The 19,405-nt window shown below is 65.3% G+C and carries 18 protein-coding genes; 11 read left to right on the forward strand and 7 right to left on the reverse strand.

Annotation, left to right across the window (positions count from 1 at the left end; translation table 11 throughout):
- Positions 1-381: 381 nt before the first annotated feature.
- Positions 382-1,269, forward strand: a complete 888-nt coding sequence (locus A5906_RS04570; RefSeq protein ID WP_080134097.1) for a dienelactone hydrolase family protein — start codon at positions 382-384, stop codon at positions 1,267-1,269.
- A 52-nt stretch (positions 1,270-1,321) separates the two neighbouring features.
- On the opposite strand, the gene A5906_RS04575 is transcribed toward A5906_RS04570, so the two are convergent.
- On the reverse strand, positions 1,322-2,587 hold the full coding sequence (locus A5906_RS04575) for a serine hydrolase domain-containing protein (RefSeq protein ID WP_080134098.1): 1,266 nt from the start codon (positions 2,585-2,587) through the stop codon (positions 1,322-1,324).
- A 120-nt stretch (positions 2,588-2,707) separates the two neighbouring features.
- Complete coding sequence (locus A5906_RS04580) at positions 2,708-3,556, reverse strand: SDR family oxidoreductase (RefSeq protein ID WP_080134099.1); 849 nt, start codon at positions 3,554-3,556, stop codon at positions 2,708-2,710.
- Positions 3,557-3,703: 147 nt separating this feature from the next.
- Here A5906_RS04580 and A5906_RS04585 point away from each other — a divergent pair, with 147 nt between their 5' ends.
- Complete coding sequence (locus tag A5906_RS04585) at positions 3,704-4,420, forward strand: HAD family hydrolase (protein ID WP_080134212.1); 717 nt, start codon at positions 3,704-3,706, stop codon at positions 4,418-4,420.
- 67 nt (positions 4,421-4,487) lie between these two features.
- On the opposite strand, the gene A5906_RS04590 is transcribed toward A5906_RS04585, so the two are convergent.
- Entirely contained in the window at positions 4,488-4,895 is a 408-nt protein-coding gene (locus A5906_RS04590; RefSeq protein WP_080134100.1) for a nuclear transport factor 2 family protein, read from the reverse strand.
- 110 nt (positions 4,896-5,005) lie between these two features.
- Positions 5,006-6,475 carry a mannitol dehydrogenase family protein gene (locus tag A5906_RS04595; protein WP_080134101.1) on the reverse strand — a complete coding sequence of 490 codons (1,470 nt, stop codon included), beginning with the start codon at positions 6,473-6,475 and terminating at the stop codon, positions 5,006-5,008.
- 144 nt (positions 6,476-6,619) lie between these two features.
- On the opposite strand from A5906_RS04595, the gene A5906_RS04600 reads away from it, so the two are divergent.
- From A5906_RS04600 to uxuA, 6 genes are all read left to right on the forward strand, one after another.
- Complete coding sequence (locus A5906_RS04600) at positions 6,620-7,435, forward strand: FadR/GntR family transcriptional regulator (RefSeq protein ID WP_080134102.1); 816 nt, start codon at positions 6,620-6,622, stop codon at positions 7,433-7,435.
- Positions 7,436-7,522: 87 nt separating this feature from the next.
- Positions 7,523-8,482 carry a sialic acid TRAP transporter substrate-binding protein SiaP gene (locus tag A5906_RS04605; protein ID WP_080134213.1) on the forward strand — a complete coding sequence of 320 codons (960 nt, stop codon included), beginning with the start codon at positions 7,523-7,525 and terminating at the stop codon, positions 8,480-8,482.
- Positions 8,483-8,610: 128 nt separating this feature from the next.
- A complete protein-coding gene (locus A5906_RS04610) occupies positions 8,611-9,189 on the forward strand; it encodes a TRAP transporter small permease (RefSeq protein WP_080134103.1) in 579 nt (192 codons plus the stop codon).
- Between the two features lie 4 nt (positions 9,190-9,193).
- Complete coding sequence (locus A5906_RS04615) at positions 9,194-10,600, forward strand: TRAP transporter large permease (RefSeq protein ID WP_080134104.1); 1,407 nt, start codon at positions 9,194-9,196, stop codon at positions 10,598-10,600.
- On the forward strand, positions 10,597-11,646 hold the full coding sequence (locus tag A5906_RS04620) for an L-idonate 5-dehydrogenase (RefSeq protein ID WP_080134105.1): 1,050 nt from the start codon (positions 10,597-10,599) through the stop codon (positions 11,644-11,646). Before A5906_RS04615 ends, A5906_RS04620 begins: the two co-directional genes overlap by 4 nt.
- A gap of 16 nt (positions 11,647-11,662) precedes the next feature.
- Positions 11,663-12,853 carry a mannonate dehydratase gene (gene uxuA / locus A5906_RS04625; RefSeq protein ID WP_080134106.1) on the forward strand — a complete coding sequence of 397 codons (1,191 nt, stop codon included), beginning with the start codon at positions 11,663-11,665 and terminating at the stop codon, positions 12,851-12,853.
- A gap of 248 nt (positions 12,854-13,101) precedes the next feature.
- On the opposite strand, the gene A5906_RS04630 is transcribed toward uxuA, so the two are convergent.
- A complete protein-coding gene (locus A5906_RS04630; RefSeq protein ID WP_080134107.1) occupies positions 13,102-13,752 on the reverse strand; it encodes a TetR/AcrR family transcriptional regulator in 651 nt (216 codons plus the stop codon).
- Positions 13,753-14,091: 339 nt separating this feature from the next.
- Here A5906_RS04630 and A5906_RS04635 point away from each other — a divergent pair, with 339 nt between their 5' ends.
- On the forward strand, positions 14,092-14,838 hold the full coding sequence (locus tag A5906_RS04635; protein ID WP_080134108.1) for a metallophosphoesterase family protein: 747 nt from the start codon (positions 14,092-14,094) through the stop codon (positions 14,836-14,838).
- A 24-nt stretch (positions 14,839-14,862) separates the two neighbouring features.
- Here A5906_RS04635 and A5906_RS04640 read toward each other — a convergent pair whose 3' ends face one another.
- Positions 14,863-15,291, reverse strand: coding sequence for a universal stress protein (locus tag A5906_RS04640; RefSeq protein ID WP_080134109.1), 429 nt, complete (start codon positions 15,289-15,291; stop codon positions 14,863-14,865).
- A 274-nt stretch (positions 15,292-15,565) separates the two neighbouring features.
- Positions 15,566-16,402 (reverse strand): transporter substrate-binding domain-containing protein, encoded by an 837-nt coding sequence (locus A5906_RS04645; RefSeq protein ID WP_080134110.1) that lies wholly within the window; start codon positions 16,400-16,402, stop codon positions 15,566-15,568.
- Positions 16,403-16,612: 210 nt separating this feature from the next.
- Here A5906_RS04645 and A5906_RS04650 point away from each other — a divergent pair, with 210 nt between their 5' ends.
- The gene (locus A5906_RS04650; RefSeq protein WP_080134111.1) at positions 16,613-17,530 is read left to right on the forward strand and encodes an NAD(P)-dependent oxidoreductase; all 918 of its coding nucleotides are present in this window, start codon (positions 16,613-16,615) and stop codon (positions 17,528-17,530) included.
- A 212-nt stretch (positions 17,531-17,742) separates the two neighbouring features.
- A complete protein-coding gene (locus tag A5906_RS04655; RefSeq protein WP_080134112.1) occupies positions 17,743-19,404 on the forward strand; it encodes a thiamine pyrophosphate-binding protein in 1,662 nt (553 codons plus the stop codon).
- Position 19,405: the final 1 nt, after the last annotated feature.

Consider the following 19,405-nt stretch of genomic DNA (forward strand, 5'->3'; position numbering starts at 1 on the left):
TCGTTGCGGCCACTGCGAAGCCCATTTGTTGCGGTGGAGCGCCTCGAATTGCGCGAAGCGGCGGCGGGGCCGCAACTTCGGACCGCGTGGAGTGAGGCGGGAGAACCACAATCTTGGGTTAATGGATGTTGCGCCGCGGTGTGACCACGCGGTTAAAGCCCGCACACGATCCAACCCGAACGGTTGGCGGGTGGCCGATCCGATCGGCCGTCTCTCGTTGGAGTCGGGGACACCGCCGATGGAGATTGATGTCCGCGTCGACGAAGGGATGAGACTGCCGACCGGGTGCTCGCAGGCTGGTGACTTGCGTTTGCCCGGCAACTATTGGCGGAATGCGGCGCCCCAGGGGCATCAGCATGGGAAGCAGGAAGGGAAGGACCGATGAGCTTTGAAACCACCATGACATCCGACGTCGTCGGGCTGACGAAGGTCGCCCCGTTCTCGCGCCGCGGATTCATGAGCGCCACCGCGGCCGTCGCCGCCGGATACACGCTCGCGGCCGGTCCGGTCCGTGCCGACATCATCACGACGGATACCAACGGCCTGCAGGCCGGCGATGCCAAGATCAAGGTCGGCTCGGAGGAGATGCCCGCCTATTTCGCCCGCCCTGCAGGCAACACCAAGGCGCCGGTCATCATCGTGGCGATGGAGATTTTCGGCCTGCACGAATACATCAAGGACGTGACGCGGCGCCTGGCTAAGCTCGGCGCCTTTGCCATCGCGCCGGACTACTACTTCCGCAAGGGCACCGACCTCACCAGGATCACCGAGATCAAGGACTTGCTCCCGATCGTCAATTCGAAGCCGGACGCCGAACTGATGTCTGACCTCGACGCCGTGGTGGCCTGGGCGGGATCGCAAGCCGGCGACACGGCGAAGCTCGGCATCATCGGCTTCTGCCGCGGCGGGCGCACGGTCTGGGAATATGCCGCCCACGGCAGCGCGCTCAAGGCCGGCATCGCCTTCTACGGGACGGTCGTTGATCCCGCCAATCCGCTATGGCCGAAGAGCCCGATGCAGCTGGCCCCGGAGATGAAGGCGCCGGTGCTCGGCCTCTATGGCGGTGCCGATACCGGCATTCCCGTCGCCCAGGTCGAGCAGATGAAGGCGGCGCTCGAGCAGAACAAGAAGACGGCCGAGTTCAAGATCTACCCCGATGCGCCGCACGGCTTCCATGCCGACTATCGCGGCAGCTACCGCAGGGACGCGGCGGACGATGCGTGGAAGCAGGCTGAGGCCTGGTTTAAGAAATACGGCGTGCTGAGCTGACGTCGAATTTGAGGGCGGCCCGAGTGGCCGCCCTTCCTCTATCGGGACGTGGTCACTTCACCATCGCGCCATAGACGATGTCCTGGACTTGCTCGCGATAGTATTTCCGGAGCTCGCCCGGCGCCGCCGTTCCCACCACCACGACGAGGCGCTCCTTCGGATCGCAGAAGAACTGCGTCCCGTAGGCGCCGTTCCAGGTGAACTCGCCGGGATTTCCGGGGACCGACGACAGGCCCTCACTGGTGCGAACCGCAACCGCAAGGCCGAACCCGAAGCCGCCGCGATGCGGCTCGACATTCGCCACGTTGTTCTTGATCTCGGGGCCGAGGTGATTGGTCGTCATGTGATGGACGGTCTTCGGGCCGAGGATGCGCTGTCCCTCGAGATCGCCGCCGTTGAGCAGCATCTGCCCGAAGCGGACGTAGTCGCCGACCGTCGCGAACGAGCAGGCGCCGCCGCAATCGAACTTGGTCGGCGCGTCGAGCAGCTTGATGGCCTGCGGCTTGCCGGTCAGCGGATCGTTCGCGAACGGGCGGGCGAGGCGAGGGCGTTGCGCGTCGGTCGGGTGGAAGGTCGCATCCTTCATACCGAGCGGCTGCCAGACATTGGCGGCGAGATAGTCGCCGAGCTTCTGCTCGCTCACCTTCTCGACCACGGCGCCGAGCACGTCGATCGAAAAGCCGTATTCGAACTCGGTCGAGGGCTGATGGGCCAGGGGCAGCTTCGTGATGCGGTCGATGAAGGCCTGGGTGTCGCCTTCGATCGCCGGCGCGACGCCATCGGGATATTGCCGCGCCACCGGGCTCGATGAGTCCGGACGGCCACCGTACATCAGTCCGGACGTATGCCGGTAGAGATCGTGGATGAAGATCGGCGAGGCCTGCGGCTCGAGCTTGAGCGAGCCGTCGGCCTGGGGGACGCCGACCTTCATGTCGGCAAAGCCGGGATAATAATCGGACAGCTTGGCCTGGAGCGGCAGCTGCCCCTTCTCCATCAGCGTCAGGCCTGCCACCGCCGCCATCGGCTTGGTCATCGAGGCCAGCGCGAAGATCGCATCGACCGGCATCGGCGTGCCCTTGTCCGGATCGAGCATGCCATAGGCCTTGTAGTGCACGAGCTTGCCGTCCCGCGCGACGGCGACGACTGCCCCCGGCACGCGCTTGGCGGCGATCTCGCGGGCGAAGAAGCTGTCGAGCCGCGCCAGACCCTGCTTCGAGAAGCCGGCGTCATCGGGATTGGCTTCGGGCAGCGGCGCGGCGTGCGCTGCACCGAGCGTGATGGCGGCCGCCGCCGCGATCACAGCGATTGTCTTGTTCATTTGATCCTCCCAGGCGAGCTCGTTATGCGGTTGGCTCGCTCATGCCTAGATCACGACCGCGCCGGGGCGAAGTCAAGCGGGGGCAGGGCATGTCTGGGAAGCGTCGGATGTACCCGGAACCTAGCGGCCTTCGCCTGCGCGCCACAGCGCGTCCAGCGCCTCGCGATAGGTCGGATAAGCCAGCGTGACGCCGAACTCGCATTTCAATTTCGCATTGGAGACGCGGGCGCTGCTGGCATAGAAGCTGCGCGCCATCGCCGACATCTCGGCCGTCTCGAACGCTTCTTCCGGCGGCGGCGCAACGCCCATGAGCTGTGCGGCATAGGCGATCACGTCCTGCGGCGGGGCAGGCTCGTCGTCGCAGACGTTCCAGGTGCCGCCGCGCCCGTGCAGGATGGCGGCCATGATCGCGCTCGCGATGTCGTCGGCGTGGATGCGGTTGAAGACCTGCCCCGGCTTGACGATGCGCCGGGCCGTCCCGGCGCGCAACGTCACCAGCGCGTTGCGGCCGGGACCATAGATGCCGGCAAGACGCAGGATCGCGACATGGCCGGACCCGTTGTTGGTCCAGGCCTGCTCCGCCGCGAGCCGCAGGCGCGTGCGCTCGAAGGCAGCCTGCGGTGGCGTGCTCTCGTCCACCCACGCGCCGCCATGATCGCCATACACGCCGATGGTCGAGAGATAGATGATCTTGCGGCGACGCTCCGCCAGAACGTCTGCGAAGGCCGCGATGGCGGGATCGCCACCGTTGCCGGGCGGGATCGACACCAGAAGAACATCTGCTTCGCTGATGCGTTCGAGCGTGGCGTCGCCTGGACGGCTGCCGGAAAAGGCATGCACCTCGATGCCAGCGAGATCGTTCCGCTTTGCGGGATCGCGCACGGTGCCGGCGACATGCGAGAAGGCGCCGCCGAACTTGCGGACGAAATGCCCGGCACTGTAGCCGAGGCCGAGGATGAAGAGCCGCATGCGTCTCCCGTGCAGGTCCGGAGTTCCCGTGCGCGCGAGCTGCGCGCCAGTCGCTCATAAGAGATTTTTGGGTCCGGCAAAAGATATTGCGATTTTACTCGCTTGCCACTGCGGGCGATGGTCGCCTGGCACAGGGAGGCATCGATCATGCAGGCAGAAGCGTCCGCTCTGGCACCAATGGATGCCGCCGATCTGATCCGGCGCGCGGTCGCGCTGATCTTCGATGTCGACGGCACGCTGGCCGAGACCGAGGAACTGCATCGGCAGGCCTTCAATCACGCCTTTGCCCGCGCCGGTCTCGCCTGGCAATGGGACCGCGCGGTCTACAAGGATCTGCTGCGGGTGACGGGCGGCAAGGAGCGCATGCGCGTCTATCACGGCAGGCAGCAGATCGCTCCGCCGTTGGCGGAGGCCGACATCGCCGAGCTTCACCGCATCAAGACCGCGTATTACGCCGAGCTGATCGAGACAGGCTGCTGCCCGTTGCGGCCGGGCGTGGTGGATCTGCTCGCAGCGGCGAAGGCGCGCGGCCAGCGGCTCGCGATCGCGACCACCACCTCGCACGGCAACATCGATGCGCTGCTATCGCAGGCGCTGGGCAAGGGTTGGGCCGCGGACTTCGAGGCGGTCGTCGCGGGCGACGATGTCAGGCACAAGAAGCCGGCGCCGGACGTCTATCTCGAGATCCTGGCGCGGCTGAAGCTCGATGCCGTCGACTGTCTCGCGATCGAGGATTCCGCCAACGGCCTGATCGCGGCCTCGCGCGCCGGAATTCCCGTTCTCATCACGCGCAGCGTGTTTTTCCGGGACGACGATTTCAGCGCGGCGCGGGTCGTGCTGGACGATCTGTCGGGGCTTGGATGAGGTCGCCGACAAAAAAGTCGGAAAACAACCCCATGCACAGTAGATCACGCCTGCGTGTTCACTCCGTTCAGTGCACGCGGCGGCTCGTTCTATCGTCTTCAGCCTGCTCGACAATCTGGGCAATTGGGCTCGACTGGTGATGCACCAGGCGCCAGCCGTCGCCGACGCGCCGAAAATGGTTCGAAGCCGCCAAAGCGGTGCCGTCGACGATCTCGATGCAGAGCACGCGGGCGCTGTCGCCATCGACGATGGCCTGCGGTTCGGCGCAGACGATCTGCGGCCGCTGTGGGTTCTGCAGGATGTCGCGCCAGCTTCCGATCACCGTGGCGCGGCCGATGATGGCCGGCCAGCCGGGATGGATGCAGGAAATGCCGTCGTCGTCCGCCCACATCCGCTCCATGCCGGCGAAGTCGCCGGTGGAGAAGGCGGCATAGAAGGCCGCGTTTGCGGCGATGACCTTGCTGTCCTTTGCCATGCCTCTCGGGTGCGGCAATGACAGGCAAAAATCAAGCGCGACTTGCGTTTGATTCTGCGTCCGATTTTGACCGCAGTGCAGCATTGAGGAGGCCGCTGCCTGCTTTGTGATCAGGCTGAAATGAGCGTCTCCACCGCCCGTCGCGCGCCATCCTGATAGAGACGTCCGAGCGCCGCCGTGACGGCCTCGCGCAGGCGCGGCTCGGTGCCCAGGGGCCCGAACACCTTCTCGACCCCGAGCAGGGCCGGCGCGAGCCGTTCGGCCACGGGCCCGGCCTCGCGCGCCAGGCCCGCAAGCTCGGCGGCAAGGGGATCGCGCACGTCAATGGCGCGGCCGTGCTCGTCCGTTGCGGTGACGTAGCGCATCCAGCCGGCGACCGCGAGCGCATGGGTTGCGATCGGCAGACCCCTGGCAAGGCGATCCTGCGTCGCGCCGAGCAGGCGCTGCGGCAGCTTCTGCGAGCCGTCCATCGCGATCTGCCAGGTGCGATGGTGCAGCGCCGGATTGGAAAAGCGTTTGAGCAGCGAGGCGCGGTAGGCGGCAAGGTCGGTGCCTGCAGGCATCGTCAGAGTCACCGCCGCCTCTTCCATCACCCGCGCGGCGAGACGTGCAAAGTGTGGATCCCGCATGGTGTCGGCGATGGTCTCGTAGCCGCCGAGATAGCCGAGATAGGCGAGCGCCGAATGGCTGGCGTTGAGCAGCCGCAACTTCATCAGCTCGAACGGCTTGACGTCGCTGACGAGCTCGACGCCGGCGGCGGCAAGATCGGGCCGGCCCGCGGTGAAGCGATCCTCGACCACCCATTGCGTGAAGGGCTCGGTCATCACCGGCCATGCGTCGCGCATGCCAAGCGCGGATGACGCCGCATCGCGGTCGGCGTCCGTCGTCTCCGGGACGATGCGGTCGACCATGGTCGAGGGGAAGGCGGCGTTGTCCACGATCCACTTGCCGAGATCCTTGGAGCGGAGCGCGGCGAACTGCGTCACGATCCGCTGCACGGTGTGGCCGTTGGCGGCGAGGTTGTCGCAGCACAGCACCGTGAAAGGCGCCAGTCCCTGTGCGCGCCGGCGCGCCAGCGCAGCCACGATGAAGCCGGGCGCCGAACGCGGCGCGTCGAAATTGTTGAGGTCGTGCACGACGTCAGGATGCCGCTCGTCGAGATCGCCTGTCTGTGGCGTGTGGCAATAGCCCTTCTCGGTGACCGTCAGCGAGACGATGCGGATGGCGGGATCGGCCATCCGCTCGACCAGCGCCGCCGGCCTCTCGCGCGCGACGACGCTGTCGAGCAGCGCGCCGATGACGCGGTGCTCGGTGCCTTCGGCCGCGCGCGCCGCAACAGTATAGAGATGATCCTGGGGGGCGAGGGCGTCGCGCGTATCGGGGCTGCGCAGGCTCGCGCCGACGATGCCCCAGGACATGCCGCCGCCGGCAAGGCAATCGTCGATGACGACGGCCTGATGGGCGCGGTGAAAGGCCCCGAGGCCGAGATGCACGATGCCCGGCGTGACGCGCGAGCGGTCATAGGCCGGGCGGCGGATGCCAGCTGGCAGCCGGTCGAGATTGGCGCGGCCAAGGCGCATAAGGCGTCTCCCCTTTGCTTTGCCGCTGCTTGACATGGCGCCCGTCCTCGGTCAATGCTCCGGTCAATTGGTAAGACCAATTTTCCAAAAATTGGCGGATCGCGGGTCTGGACGGCCCCGCGCGATCCTTCTGGGAGGACCAGCGTGCCGCTGGAAGCTGTGGAGGCGAGACGGCTTTATCGCCAGGTCGCCGATCAATTACGAAGCTTGATCGACAGCGGCGAGTACGCGGTCGGCAGCCGCTTGCCGACCGAGCGCGAACTCGCCGAGCAGCTCAAGGTGTCGCGGCCGACGGTCCGCGAAGCCCTGATCGCGCTCGAGGTCGAAGGGCGCCTCCGCATCCGCGTCGGCTCCGGCATCTATGTGATCGAGCCTGCCGCGATTGCCGCGCCTGCAGCCGCCGCTGTCATCGAGGGGCCGTTCGAGCTGCTCCGCGCCCGCGAATTCCTGGAAAGCGCCATCGCCGAGCAGGCCGCGCGCGTCGCGACCAAAGACGATCTCGCCCGCATCGACGCCTCGCTTCTGGCGATGGAGAATGTCGAGCATCCCGGCGAAGCCTCGATGGTGCACGACCGCGCCTTCCATGTCGCGATCGCCGGAAGCCTCGGCAATGCCGTTCTGGTGCGCGTGGTCGGCGAGCTGTTCGACCAGCGTCTCAATCCCTATTTCGCGAAGCTTGCGCATTATTTCGAGAGCCCGGGCACGTGGCGGACCGCGCTCGACGAGCACCGCGCCGTGCGCGATGCGATCGCGGCGCATGATCCGGGCACCGCGCGCAAGGCGATGCGCGATCATCTGGCGCGCTCCCAGGAGCGCTTTGCGCAAAACTTTGGTGCCGAGAGCGCGGCAGGCCCGGCTTCGGGCCACGGCCCTGCGGTGCGAGCTCCGGCAAAGACGTCGAAGCCGAAACCGGCATCGACGAAGAAACGGTCCGCGAGCGGCAGCGCGCGACGGCGATGAGATTGGGCGGCCCGCATCCGAAAGGTGCGGGCGAACAAGAAGCAGACTTGAACGATGGAGGAAAAGTCAGTGTTGAAGAAGATGACGATGATGCTCGCGGTGTCCGCCGCGGCGATGCTTGCCACGACCCATGCGGGCATGGCGCAGACCAAGCTCAAATGGGCCCATGTCTACGAGACCTCGGAGCCGTTCCACACCGCTTCGGTCTGGGCCGCGCAGGAGATCGGCAAGCGCACCAACGGACGCTACACGGTCGACGTCTATCCGGCCTCTCAGCTCGGCAAGGAAGCCGACATCAACCAGGGCCTCTCGCTCGGCTCGGTCGACATCATCATCTCCGGCTCGAGCTTCGCGGCCAAGAGCTTTGCGCCGATCGGCGTGACCTATTATCCCTACACCTTCCGCGACTCGGACCATCTCCTCGCCTACACCAAGAGCGACATCTTCAAGGAGCTCGCCAAGGGCTATGAGGACAAGAGCGGCCATCACATCGTCGCCGTGACCTATTACGGCGTGCGCCAGACCTCGTCGAACAAGCCGATCAAGAGCTGCGCCGACCTCAAGGGCCTGAAGATGCGCGTGCCCGACGTGCCGGCCTATCTCGCCATGCCGCGCGCCTGCGGCGCCAACACCGCGCCGATCGCGTTCGCCGAAGTCTATCTCGCGCTCCAGAACGGCACCGTCGAGGCGCAGGAGAACCCGCTGACCACGATCGAGGCCAAGAAGTTCTACGAGGTGCAGAAGCACATCGTGCTGACCGGCCATATCGTCGACCACCTCAACACGGTGGTGGCGGGCGCGCTGTGGAAGAAGCTCTCCGACGAGGACAAGAAGATCTTCACCGACGTCGCCCAGGAGGCCGCCGCGAAAGCAACCGCGGAGATCAAGCAGAACGAGGCCAAGCTTGTCGCCTTCTTCAAGGAGAAGGGCCTGACCGTGACCGAGGTCGACAAGAACGAGTTCCGCGACATCGTGCTGAAGAACGTTCCGTTCGAGACGTTCGGTTACCGCAAGGTCGATTGGGAGCGGATCCAGGACGTGAAATAACTAACACACCGTCGTTCCGGGGCGACGCGTAAGCGTCGAACCCGGAACCTCGAGATTCCGGGTTCTCGCTTCGCGAGCCCCGGAATGACGTGAGTCAATCACGTGAGCAAGTTTTGAGGAGCATACCCATGTCGACCGCCGAAATACACCGGCAGATCACCGCCGACGAGATCGCCCACACTTTCGAGGAAGAGGCGACGCCCAAGGTCGATCTCGGCGTATACGCTTTCGAGGACTGGGTGGCGCTGGCGATCTTCTGGGTGATGGCGCTGGCCGTCTTTCTTCAGTTCTTCACCCGCTACGTGCTCAACGACAGTTATGCGTGGACCGAGGAGATCGCGACCTATTGCCTGATCGGCGTGGTGTTCATCGGCGCCTCGATGTGCGTGCGGCTGTCGCGGCACATCCAGGTCGACCTGATCTACCGCTATCTGCCGCATGTCGTGGGGCGCGTGCTGTCCACCGCGATCGACCTGATCCGGGTCGCCTTCTTCGGCTACGCCATCAAGCTCGTCTGGGTCTACATCCAGATCATCGGCGATGAATCGATGACCACCATCAATCTTCCCAAAGACTACGTCTACTACGCGGTGCTGGCCGGCTTCGTGCTGATGTTCGCGCGCTCGGTGCAGGTGGCCATTCAACATTTGCGACAGGGTTATTCGATCCTCGAACGTCCCGGCGCCTACGACGGTTTTGAAGGATAATCCCATGTTGCTGTTGCTTGGAGGCTTTCTCGTCCTGATGCTGCTCGGCGTTCCCGTCGCGATCGCCATGGCCGCGTCGTCGCTGCTCTATATCCTGGTCAGCGGCGTGACCCCTGATGTCACGTTGGCGCAACGCATGATCGCCGGCGTCGAGAGCTTTCCGCTGCTCGCCGTGCCGTTCTTCATCCTGGCCGGCAATCTCATGAACATCGCCGGGGTCACCGGCCGCATCTACAAATTCGCCGTCGCGCTGGTCGGCTGGATGCGCGGCGGGCTCGGCCATGTCAACATCATCGGCTCGGTGATCTTCTCCGGCATGTCCGGCACCGCGATCGCGGACGCTGCGGGCCTCGGCACCATCGAGATCAAGGCGATGAAGGACCACGGCTACTCCACCGAATTCTCGGTCGGCGTCACCGCGGCGTCCGCAACGCTCGGGCCGATCATCCCGCCATCGCTGCCCTTCGTGATCTACGGCATGATGGCGAACGTCTCGATCGGCGCGCTGTTCCTGGGCGGCGTCATTCCCGGCATCGTCATGACGCTGCTGATGATGGCGACCGTCACCTACTTCGCGCACAAGAACAAATGGGGCAGCGACACGCCGTTCTCCTGGCCGCAGCTCGGCTCGGCCGGCCTCGAGATCGCGATCGTGCTCGCTTTCCCGATGGCGATCTGGCTGATGGTGCTCGCCGGCCTCTCGGTCAACATGGCCGTCGTCATCGGTCTCGGCACGCTGCTCATTATCGACTGGTATTTCGACTTCTCGGCGGTGATGGCGCTGATGGCGCCGGTGATCCTGATCGGCGGCATGACGCTGGGCTGGTTCACGCCGACGGAGGCCGCGGTCGCCGCCGTGATCTGGTCGCTGTTCCTCGGCCTCATCCGCTACCGCACCATGACGCTGAAGACGGTCGCAAAGGCGACCTTCGACACCATCGAGACCACGGCCTCGGTGCTGTTCATCGTCACGGCCGCCTCGATCTTCGCCTGGCTGCTGACGGTGTCGCAGGCCGCGCAAATGCTCTCGGACTGGATGCTCAGCATCACCCACAACAAATGGGTGTTTCTGGCGCTCGCCAACGTGCTGATCCTGTTCGTCGGCTGTTTCATCGACACCACGGCCGCGATCACCATCCTGGTTCCGATCCTGCTGCCGATCGTGCTCAAGCTCGGCATCGATCCGATCCATTTCGGTCTGATCATGACTTTGAACCTGATGATCGGCCTGCTGCATCCGCCACTCGGCATGGTGCTGTTCGTGCTCGCCCGCGTCGCAAAGCTCTCGGTCGAGCGCACCACGGTCGCGATTCTGCCCTGGCTGGTGCCGCTGATGCTCGCGCTGATCGCGATCACCTACATTCCCGAACTGACCCTCTGGCTGCCTAAATACATGGGACTCTCCAAATGACCTCGACCGCTCTCGCCGCAACCCTGTTCGGCCCCGAAGATTTGCGCATGATCGAGCATCCGCTCGACAAGTTGGCCTCCGGCATGGTGCGCATCCGCTTCGGTGCCGGCGGCATCTGCGGCTCGGACATGCATTACTTCCGCCATGCCCGCACCGGCGACTTCGTGGTGAAGTCGCCGCTGGTGCTCGGCCACGAGATCTCGGGCGAAGTGGTGGAGATCTCCGGCGCCGCCGCGAACTTGAAGGTCGGCGACCGCGTCGCGGTGAACCCGTCACGCTGGTGCGGCCATTGCGTCGCCTGCCGCGAGGGCCGGCCCAATCTGTGCGAGAATATCTACTTCATGGGCTCGGCCTCGAAGACGCCGCACATGCAGGGCGGCTTCGCCAATTACTTCGACGCAATCCCGGCGCAGTGCGTGAAGATCCCTGACCATGTGTCCTACCAGGCCGCGGCGCTCGCCGAGCCGCTCTCGGTCTGCCTGCACGCGGTGGCGCGCGCCGGCAATATCGAGGGCAAGCGCGGCATCATCTTCGGTGCCGGCCCGATCGGGCTTCTGACCATGCTGGCCGCGCACCGCGCCGGCATGGCCGACGTGACGGTGGCCGATATCGCGCCGGCGCCGCTGGCCTTTGCGACCAAGCTCGGCGCTGCGCATGTGGAGAATGTCTCCGCCGGCGAGGAGGACTTGAAGACGCAGGCCGCCGCGCGTCCCTATGACGTCGCCTTCGAGGTCTCGGGCACGGCGGCGGGTCTTGCCAGCGCGATCGGTATCGTCAGGCGCGGCGGCGTCGTCGTGCAGATCGGCAATTTGCCGGGCGGCCAGATCCCGACGCCGTCGAATGCGGTGATGGCGAAGGAGATCGACCTGCGCGGCTCGTTCCGCTTCGGCTTCGAGTTCATGACCGCGGTGGAACTGATTTCCGCCGGCAGCGTCGATGTGCTGTCGCTGGTCACCGCGGAGCGATCGCTCTCGACCGCGCCGGACGCGTTGCGGCTGGCGCTCGACCGCTCGCAGAGCGTCAAGGTCGTGCTGACCGCGAACTGACCCTGGGAGAATTTCGATGATGCTGGAGGGATGGCGCTGGTACGGGCCCGATGATCCCGTCTCGCTCGACGACGTCAGGCAGGCCGGGGCGAGCGATATTGTCTCGGCGCTGCATCAGGTGCCGATCGGCGAAGCCTGGACGCGCAAGGCGGTCGAGGAGCGCAAGAATTTCATCGAGAACGGCCAGCCCGGCCGCTCAAAGCTGACCTGGTCGGTGGTGGAATCGATACCGATCCCTGACGACGTCAAGCGGCTGGGCGGTAAGGCGACGAAGTCCATCGAGGCTTGGATCGCGAGCCTGGAGGCGGTCGCCGCCTCTGGCATCAAGATCATCTGCTACAACTTCATGCCGGTCGTGGACTGGTGCCGCACTGATCTGGAATGGGAGCTGCCGAACGGCGCCCGCGCCATGCGCTTCGACCAGGACCGCTTTGCCGCCTTCGAGCTGCACATCCTGAAGCGCCCGGCGGCCGTGCAGGACTATTCGCCCGAGCAGCAGGCGCGCGCGAAGGCGCTGTTCGACAAGATGAGCCAGGCCGATATCGACTATCTCGTCATGGTCATCGCCAGCGCGCTGCCGGGCTCAACCACCGAGCCGATGACGATCCCGCAATTCCGCGACCGGCTCGAGACCTATCGTGACATCACGCCGAAGATTCTGCGGCAGCACCTCGCCGAATTCCTTGCGCGTGTCGCACCGGTCGCCGAGCAGCTCGGGGTGTCCCTGACGCTGCATCCGGACGATCCGCCGCGGCCGCTGTTCGGCCTGCCGCGCATCGCCTCCAGCGCCGACGACTATCAGGCGCTGTTCGATGCCGTGCCGTCGAAGGCGAACGGCATCTGCCTGTGCACCGGCTCGCTCGGCGTGCGGGCTGAGAACAATCTGCCTGAGATGGCCGAACGTTTCGGCCCGCGCATCGCCTTCGCGCATCTGCGCGCGACCAAGCGCGAGGCGGATGGCCTGTCGTTCTACGAGTCCGATCATCTCGACGGCGACGTCGACATGGTCGCGGTGCTCAAGGCGCTGTTGAAGGAGAACGCCCGGCGTGCGCCGGACAAGCAAATCGTTTTCCGCCCAGATCACGGCCACCGCATGCTCGACGATCTCGCCGCCACCAAACGCACCAATCCCGGCTACACCGCGATCGGCCGCCTGCGCGGCCTCGCCGAGCTGCGCGGCGCGATCCGGGCCATCGAGCATCGGTGAGACTCTTCGCCTCGCCCCTTAGGAAGGACGGGACTGATGTTGTCGTCCTTGCGAGCGCACACCGCGTCCCCAAATGTCGTCCTGGCGAAAGCCAGGACCCATTACCCCGGGGGAGATGTTGCGGCGGGCAACTGGTAACCCCGAGTCTTCGCCAAACGATGTTCGGTGGTTATGGGTCCTGGCCTTCGCAAGGACGACACCGAATATGTAGCGGCTACTTTCGGCTGCAGCGCGCAATCGTCGCTTCCTCAGCCCTTCGCCCCCAGCCACGCCAGGATCATCTCCACGATCTGCGCCCGGCTCTTCGCCAGGACACTCGGCTCACTGAGGTCGCGATCAAACAGCGCCCCAAATGTGTGGCGGTTGGCGACGCGGAAGAAGCAGTAGGAGGAGATGGCGAGGTGCAGGTCGATGGCGTCGACGTCGTCGCGAAAGACGCCTTCGGTGCGGCCGCGCTTGAGGATGCCGTCCAGCGTCGCGATCACGCTGGCGTTGAGCTGGCGCAGTTGCACATTCTGCTTCAGGTGCTTGCCGTGGTGGATGTTCTCGATCGAGACGAGGCGGATGAAGTTCGGGTTGCGCTCGTCGTGGTCGAAGGTCGCCTCGATCAGCCGGCGCAGGCCCTCGCGGGCGTCGCAGCTTGCGATGTCGAGCTGGTCCTCCAGCGCGCGGATGCTGCGATAGGCCTCCTCCAGCACCGCGAGGTAGAGCTGCTCCTTGCCGCCGAAATAGTAATAGATCATGCGCTTGGACGTGCGCATCCGCGCCGCGATCGCATCGACGCGCGCGCCGGAATAGCCTTCCGAGGCGAATTCGGCCATCGCCACTTCGAGGATATCGCGCTTGGTGCGTTCGGGGTCGTTGGTGCGCTTCGATGGGGGCGGCATGCGCTCGAGCATTGCTGTTTCTCCCGCCAGTTTCCATGGATCGCATTGAAGGTGAAGGTAAATCTCACGCGCTCGGGCATTGATCCAACGCGCATCCAAAAACGTACTCGTCGTACATGATGGAGCCAAACGAAAATTGTGGCAACCAGAACCACAAAGTGCTGGCCCAATCCAGCCCGCCATGGGACGACGACCGCTTGATTGCCGGAGCGCGGTCATATAACCGTTCTTGCGGCGCCGATTTGATCCTCAGCTTGCGGGCGCTTCTAAAAATGCAGCTAAAGAGACCCGCTATTCCTGCATCGTCCCGCATCGCGTGAATCGTCGGCCATCTCGAACGGAGAGGGCCCCATGAAGTTTGCTGCCATCGCGGACGTGCACGGAAATCGTCCGGCGCTCGAAGCCGTGCTCGCGGATATTGCGACGCTCGGCATCGACGAGATCGTGAACCTCGGTGATCACGTCAGCGGGCCGCTCGAAGCGGCGCGAACCGCGGACCTGTTGATCGAGCGCGGCTTTCCGTCGGTGCGCGGCGATCAGGACCGGATTCTCGTCGAACTCTGGCACGCAGGCGGCTCGGCGCGCGGCGATTTCCGACAGCTCGAGCGCAAGCACTTCGAATGGATGGCAAGCATGCCATCCACGTTGATGTACCGCGAGCGGGCGTTCCTGTGTCACGCATCGCCAGCGGATGACGCCGCTTTCTGGCTCGACCGGGTCACGGCCGACGGCAGCGTGCGCCCGAGCGCGATCGATACGATCGAGGCCGGCGCCGAGGGGATCGACGCCCGGATCATCCTGTGCGGACACACCCACATTCCGCGCGTCGTGCGTCTGAGAGACGGACGGCTGGTCGTCAATCCCGGAAGCGTCGGATTGCCGGGCTATGACGGCAAGGTGCCCGTTCCCTACGTGGTCGAGGTCGGCACGCCCCATGCGTGCTACGCGATCCTGGAGCATGCCGGTGGCGACTGGTCGGCGACGATCCGTTACGTGCCCTACGACAACGCCGCCATGGCAGCGCTGGCGCGCAGCAAGGGTATGCCCATCTGGGCGAGCGCGATCGCAACGGGGTGGGCCGAACGGGAGGTCACGTAGGTCTGCTTTGTTTGGGGCCCGCGTTCATGGACAGACCAGAACGGGGGTCTTTGCCTGCGTCAGCACCTTGTTCGTGACGCTCCCGATGAGAAGCGCGGTAAGTCCGCTGCGCCCATGCGACGACATGACGATGAGATCGCAGCCCTTGTCCGCTGCTGCCGCGATGATGGCCTGATGGGGTTGGCCGTTCTCCGCTTGAATCGTCTCGCAGGAAACGCCGGCCGTCCTGGCCGCATTTGCCGCGCCCTCCAATACGCTCACGGCCTGCTCCTTGCGCAACTCGGCGTATGTTGCGACTGCTTCGAGGAACCGGCCTGACACTTCGGAAAATGGTTCCACAACGAAGATGAAGGAAACCGTGGCTCCAAGGGATTTCGCCAGCGCCAATCCGTGCGCCACCCCGCGCTCCGCTAGCTTAGACCCATCTGTCGGAATGAGAATGTGCCGGTACATGCTCTACCTCCCGATTGTCCGGACGTATCGCTGCCTTGCGAAGAAAAGCTAGCTCGCGTTCCGACTGCAGTCTTGAGATAAATCAACCTGTTGGTTCACCGTATCGCGATCCGGATGTCCGCAATTGGTACAACCTCGGTAGGGCGCATCCCCGACAGCCTTCCGCACCAGGGGGAAGGGACGGCGCCTCCGTCGAGGCGGCTCATCGAGCCGCATTCAATCAGGCGAAGCGCGATGACGCTTCATCCAAATCCCATTCCGCTCTAGACCGCCGTCAGAACTGCACTTCGCCGGGAATGTCGTCAGCGCCGAGACCGACGGCCTCGAAGCCTTTCAGCATCCATTCGCGGGTCTGGCCCAGCGAGCGGTTGTAGTCGGCCCAGGCGCTGAGAAAATCCTTGTAGCGCCGGTCGGCTTCGGCGCGGATGCCCATGTTGGTCGGCAGCGTGAGCAGCGGCCGCGGCACCGCGAGCTCGCCGAGCGTCGGGTTCTTCTTCAGGGTCGCGACCGACAGCACCGCAAGCGAGATGTTGCAGTCGGCGCGACCGGTTGCGACGGCGAGAATTGCCTCGTTGCGCTCCTTGAAGCCGAGGATGTTCGCCTTCGGGCAGTAGCGCCGTGCGATGGTCTCGTGGGTCGAGCCGATGTCGACGGCGATCTTGACCTCGGGCTTGTTGAGCTCGGCCCAGGTCTGAGGCTTGGCAAAGCCCTTCTTGGTGATGACGGTGAAGGAGTGCACCAGGATTGGCGTCGAGAAGTCGATGACGAGCGAGCGCTCGGGCGTCGGGTTCACCGCAAAGGCAAGGTCGATCTTCTCGGCCTGCAGATCCAGGATCTGGTTACCCCAGGTCGATTCCAGCGTTTCGACCTTGGCGCCGAGCTTGCCCGCGATGTCGTTCGCCATGTCGATGCAGGCACCCGACCATTGATTGGTCGCGAGATCCTTGTGGAAATAGGGATCCTGGCCGGCGATGACGGCGACGCGCAGCACGCCGCTCTTCTTGATGCGCTCGAGCGTGGAGGTCGGTGCCGTGTCGGCCTTGACTGATGCGGTCGCGGCCATTGCGGCGCCCGCCAGTGCCACGGTGGTGAGTGCGTCCCTGCGGTTCATGGTCAGTGCTCCCTGGGAAATGATCAACAGCTCCGGCTCGTGGACTATTTCTGTATTCAGGCCATAATGCAATATGGTATTGCCACCGTGCCGGCGATTTGAGCGATGAGGCCGGGAGCCTATTCCGTTGGCGGAGCGAGAGAAAACTCCGTGAGATCGGGCGCGAATGCCGGGCCCGCGGGTCCCCGGGGTTTGAGAGGAGATAAGTCTGTGCGTGCTGTTTTCGTCGATGCCAACGACACGCTGGCCGCGGTCACCGGGAAGCTGCTGGGTGCCGCCCATCTGCCGGTCGACATCAACCGCAACCCCTCGATCAAGCCCGACGATCTGCCCGGCCTGCTCGGCGATGCCGAGATCATGATCGTCGATCACACCGCGTTGCCGACGGCGATTGCCGAGAAGTGCAAGGCGCTCAAGCATGTCGTGTTCCTCGGCACCGGCGCGCGCAGCTACATGAATCCGGAGGAGCTTGGCCAACGCGGCATCTCCGTCCATACCATCAAGGGCTATGGCGACACCGCGGTCGCCGAATGCGCGATCGCGCTGATGTGGGCGTCCGCGCGAAACTTCGGCGAGATGGATCGCGGCATGCGCGAGGGCAACTGGCTGCGCCGTGACGCGATGCAGCTCACGGGCAAGACGCTCGGCCTGATCGGCTTCGGCGGCATCGCGGCGGAAACGGCGCGCATGGCGGCGGGTTGCGGCATGAAGGTGATCGCCTGGAACAGGACGCCGAAGACGCATCCGGGCGTCGCGTTCGTCTCGCTGGAGAAGCTGCTGGCGGAGAGCCACGTCGTCTCGCTGCATCTTCTGCTCAACGACGAGACCAAGGGATTTTTGTCGCGCGAGCGCATCGCGCAGATGCGCAAGGGCAGCATCCTGATCAACACCGCGCGCGGCGCCATTGTCGACGAGGACGCGATGCTGGATGCGCTCCGCTCGGGCCACATCGCGCATGCCGGCCTCGACGTCTTCACCGTCGAGCCGCTGCCATCGGGTCATCCCGTGACAAAGCTGCCGAACGTGACGCTGTCGGCGCATTCGGCGTTCCGCACGCCGGAGGCGAGCGACAATCTCATCGGCGCCGCGCTCGATCACTGCCGCCGAATCATCGCCACGGGCAAGTAAGGGGACATCCCATGTCTGACATCACCCGCATCGACCAGGACACCCGCCGCATCGAGGTGATCGCAATTGCCGCGCGCGGCTGACATGCGCGCCGATGCCGGCTGCACTGTTTGCATCGGCCTTGCGCCTTGTGTCCGCCTGTCCTACGCCACCCCGGAACAAAATTCGCGCGAGGCCGTGATGCGCATCGCCAAAGCCTGCAGGGAGCCGTCATGACCATTCGCAACACCCGTACCGGGGGCCAGATCCTGATCGATCAGCTCGTCGCCCAGGGCGTCGAGCGCGTCACCTGCGTGCCGGGCGAGAGCTATCTCGCGGCCCTCGATGCGCTGCATGACAGCCCGATCGACGTCGTGATCTGCCGCGCCGAGGGCGGCGCCGCGATGATGGCGGAGGCCTATGGCAAGCTCACGGGCCGGCCCGGAATCTGCTTCGTCACGCGCGGCCCCGGCGCCACCAATGCCAGTCACGGCGTCCACATTGCCATGCAGGATTCGACGCCGATGATCCTGTTCGTCGGCCAGGTCGACACCGGCATGCGCGAGCGCGAGGCGTTCCAGGAGCTCGACTACAAGGCCGTGTTCGGCTCCATGGCGAAATGGGCCGTCGAGATCGACCGTCCCGACCGCATTCCGGAGCTGGTCGCGCGCGCCTTCCGCGTCGCCATGCAGGGCCGCCCCGGCCCCGTCGTGATCGCGCTGCCGGAGAACATGCTGACCGAGACCGCTGCCGTCGCCGATGCCATGCGCATCGAGCCGGCGATAAGCTGGCCGGCTCCATCGGATATCGAGCGCGTCGGTGCGATGCTCGCGAGCGCCAAGGCGCCGCTCGTCATTCTCGGAGGCTCGCGCTGGACCGATGAAGCGACCAAGAGCATCGCGCGCTTTGCCGAGCGCTTCGACCTGCCGGTTGCGACCTCGTTCCGCCGCGCCTCGCTGATCGACGCCGACCATTCGCACTATGCCGGGGATCTCGGCATCGGGCCAAGCCCGGGCCTGAAGGCGCGCATCGACAGCGCCGATGTCATCCTGCTGATCGGCGGCCGCATGTCGGAGATGCCGTCCTCGTCCTACACGCTGCTCGACATTCCCTCGCCGAAGCAGAAGCTGATCCACGTGCATCCGGGCGCGGAAGAGCTCGGCCGGATCTACCAGCCGGCGCTGGCGATCCAGGCGACGCCCGCCGCCTTCGCCGCCGCGGTCGAGGCGCTGAAGCCCTCCGGGGCGGTTGCCTGGAAGGGCGAAGCGGCCAAGGCGCATGCCGATTACCTCGCCTGGACCGACAAGGCGCGCGAGCTGCCCGGCTCGTTCCAGTACGGCCAGGTCATGACCTGGCTGCGCGACCGGCTGCCGAAGGACGCCATCGTCTGCAACGGCGCCGGCAATTATGCCGGCTGGATCCACCGCCATCACCGCTTCCACAGCTTTGCTTCGCAGCTCGCGCCGACCTCGGGCTCGATGGGTTACGGCGTGCCGGCGGCCGTGCTGGCCAAGCGGCAATATCCGGATCGCGTCGTCGTCGCCTTTGCCGGCGACGGCTGCTTCCTGATGAACGGCCAGGAATTCGCGACCGCCGTGCAGTACGACGCGCCGCTGGTCGTCATCGTCGTCGACAATTCGCAGTACGGCACCATCCGCATGCATCAGGAGCGCGATTATCCCGGCCGCGTGGTTGGCACCCAGCTCAAGAACCCGGACTTTGCGATGTACGCTAAGGCGTTCGGCGGCCATGGCGAGCGCGTCGAGCGCACCGAGGAGTTCGCGCCGGCGTTCGAGCGGGCGCTCGCCTCAGGCAAGCCGTCGATCCTCCATTGCATCATTGATCCGCGCGCGATCTCGGTCGGCAAGGACTTTGTGCCGCAGGTGAAGGCGTAGC

The sequence above is a fragment of the Bradyrhizobium sacchari genome (genome assembly GCF_002068095.1).
GTDB classification, from domain to species: Bacteria; Pseudomonadota; Alphaproteobacteria; order Rhizobiales; family Xanthobacteraceae; genus Bradyrhizobium; species Bradyrhizobium sacchari.

Bases quoted from the DNA above. Each gene is read 5' to 3' on its own strand.
- A5906_RS04635 (WP_080134108.1), top strand. From the start codon at position 14,092: ATGAAGTTTGCTGCCATCGCGGACGTGCACGGAAATCGTCCGGCGCTC.
- A5906_RS04610 (WP_080134103.1), top strand. From the start codon at position 8,611: ATGTCGACCGCCGAAATACACCGGCAGATCACCGCCGACGAGATCGCC.
- A5906_RS04630 (WP_080134107.1), bottom strand. From the start codon at position 13,752: ATGCTCGAGCGCATGCCGCCCCCATCGAAGCGCACCAACGACCCCGAA.
- A5906_RS04595 (WP_080134101.1), bottom strand. From the start codon at position 6,475: ATGCGCCTTGGCCGCGCCAATCTCGACCGGCTGCCAGCTGGCATCCGC.
- A5906_RS04575 (WP_080134098.1), bottom strand. From the start codon at position 2,587: ATGAACAAGACAATCGCTGTGATCGCGGCGGCGGCCGCCATCACGCTC.
- A5906_RS04615 (WP_080134104.1), top strand. From the start codon at position 9,194: ATGTTGCTGTTGCTTGGAGGCTTTCTCGTCCTGATGCTGCTCGGCGTT.
- A5906_RS04605 (WP_080134213.1), top strand. From the start codon at position 7,523: ATGATGCTCGCGGTGTCCGCCGCGGCGATGCTTGCCACGACCCATGCG.
- A5906_RS04620 (WP_080134105.1), top strand. From the start codon at position 10,597: ATGACCTCGACCGCTCTCGCCGCAACCCTGTTCGGCCCCGAAGATTTG.
- A5906_RS04645 (WP_080134110.1), bottom strand. From the start codon at position 16,402: ATGAACCGCAGGGACGCACTCACCACCGTGGCACTGGCGGGCGCCGCA.
- A5906_RS04655 (WP_080134112.1), top strand. From the start codon at position 17,743: ATGACCATTCGCAACACCCGTACCGGGGGCCAGATCCTGATCGATCAG.
- A5906_RS04570 (WP_080134097.1), top strand. From the start codon at position 382: ATGAGCTTTGAAACCACCATGACATCCGACGTCGTCGGGCTGACGAAG.
- A5906_RS04585 (WP_080134212.1), top strand. From the start codon at position 3,704: ATGCAGGCAGAAGCGTCCGCTCTGGCACCAATGGATGCCGCCGATCTG.
- A5906_RS04590 (WP_080134100.1), bottom strand. From the start codon at position 4,895: ATGGCAAAGGACAGCAAGGTCATCGCCGCAAACGCGGCCTTCTATGCC.
- uxuA (WP_080134106.1), top strand. From the start codon at position 11,663: ATGATGCTGGAGGGATGGCGCTGGTACGGGCCCGATGATCCCGTCTCG.
- A5906_RS04640 (WP_080134109.1), bottom strand. From the start codon at position 15,291: ATGTACCGGCACATTCTCATTCCGACAGATGGGTCTAAGCTAGCGGAG.
- A5906_RS04580 (WP_080134099.1), bottom strand. From the start codon at position 3,556: ATGCGGCTCTTCATCCTCGGCCTCGGCTACAGTGCCGGGCATTTCGTC.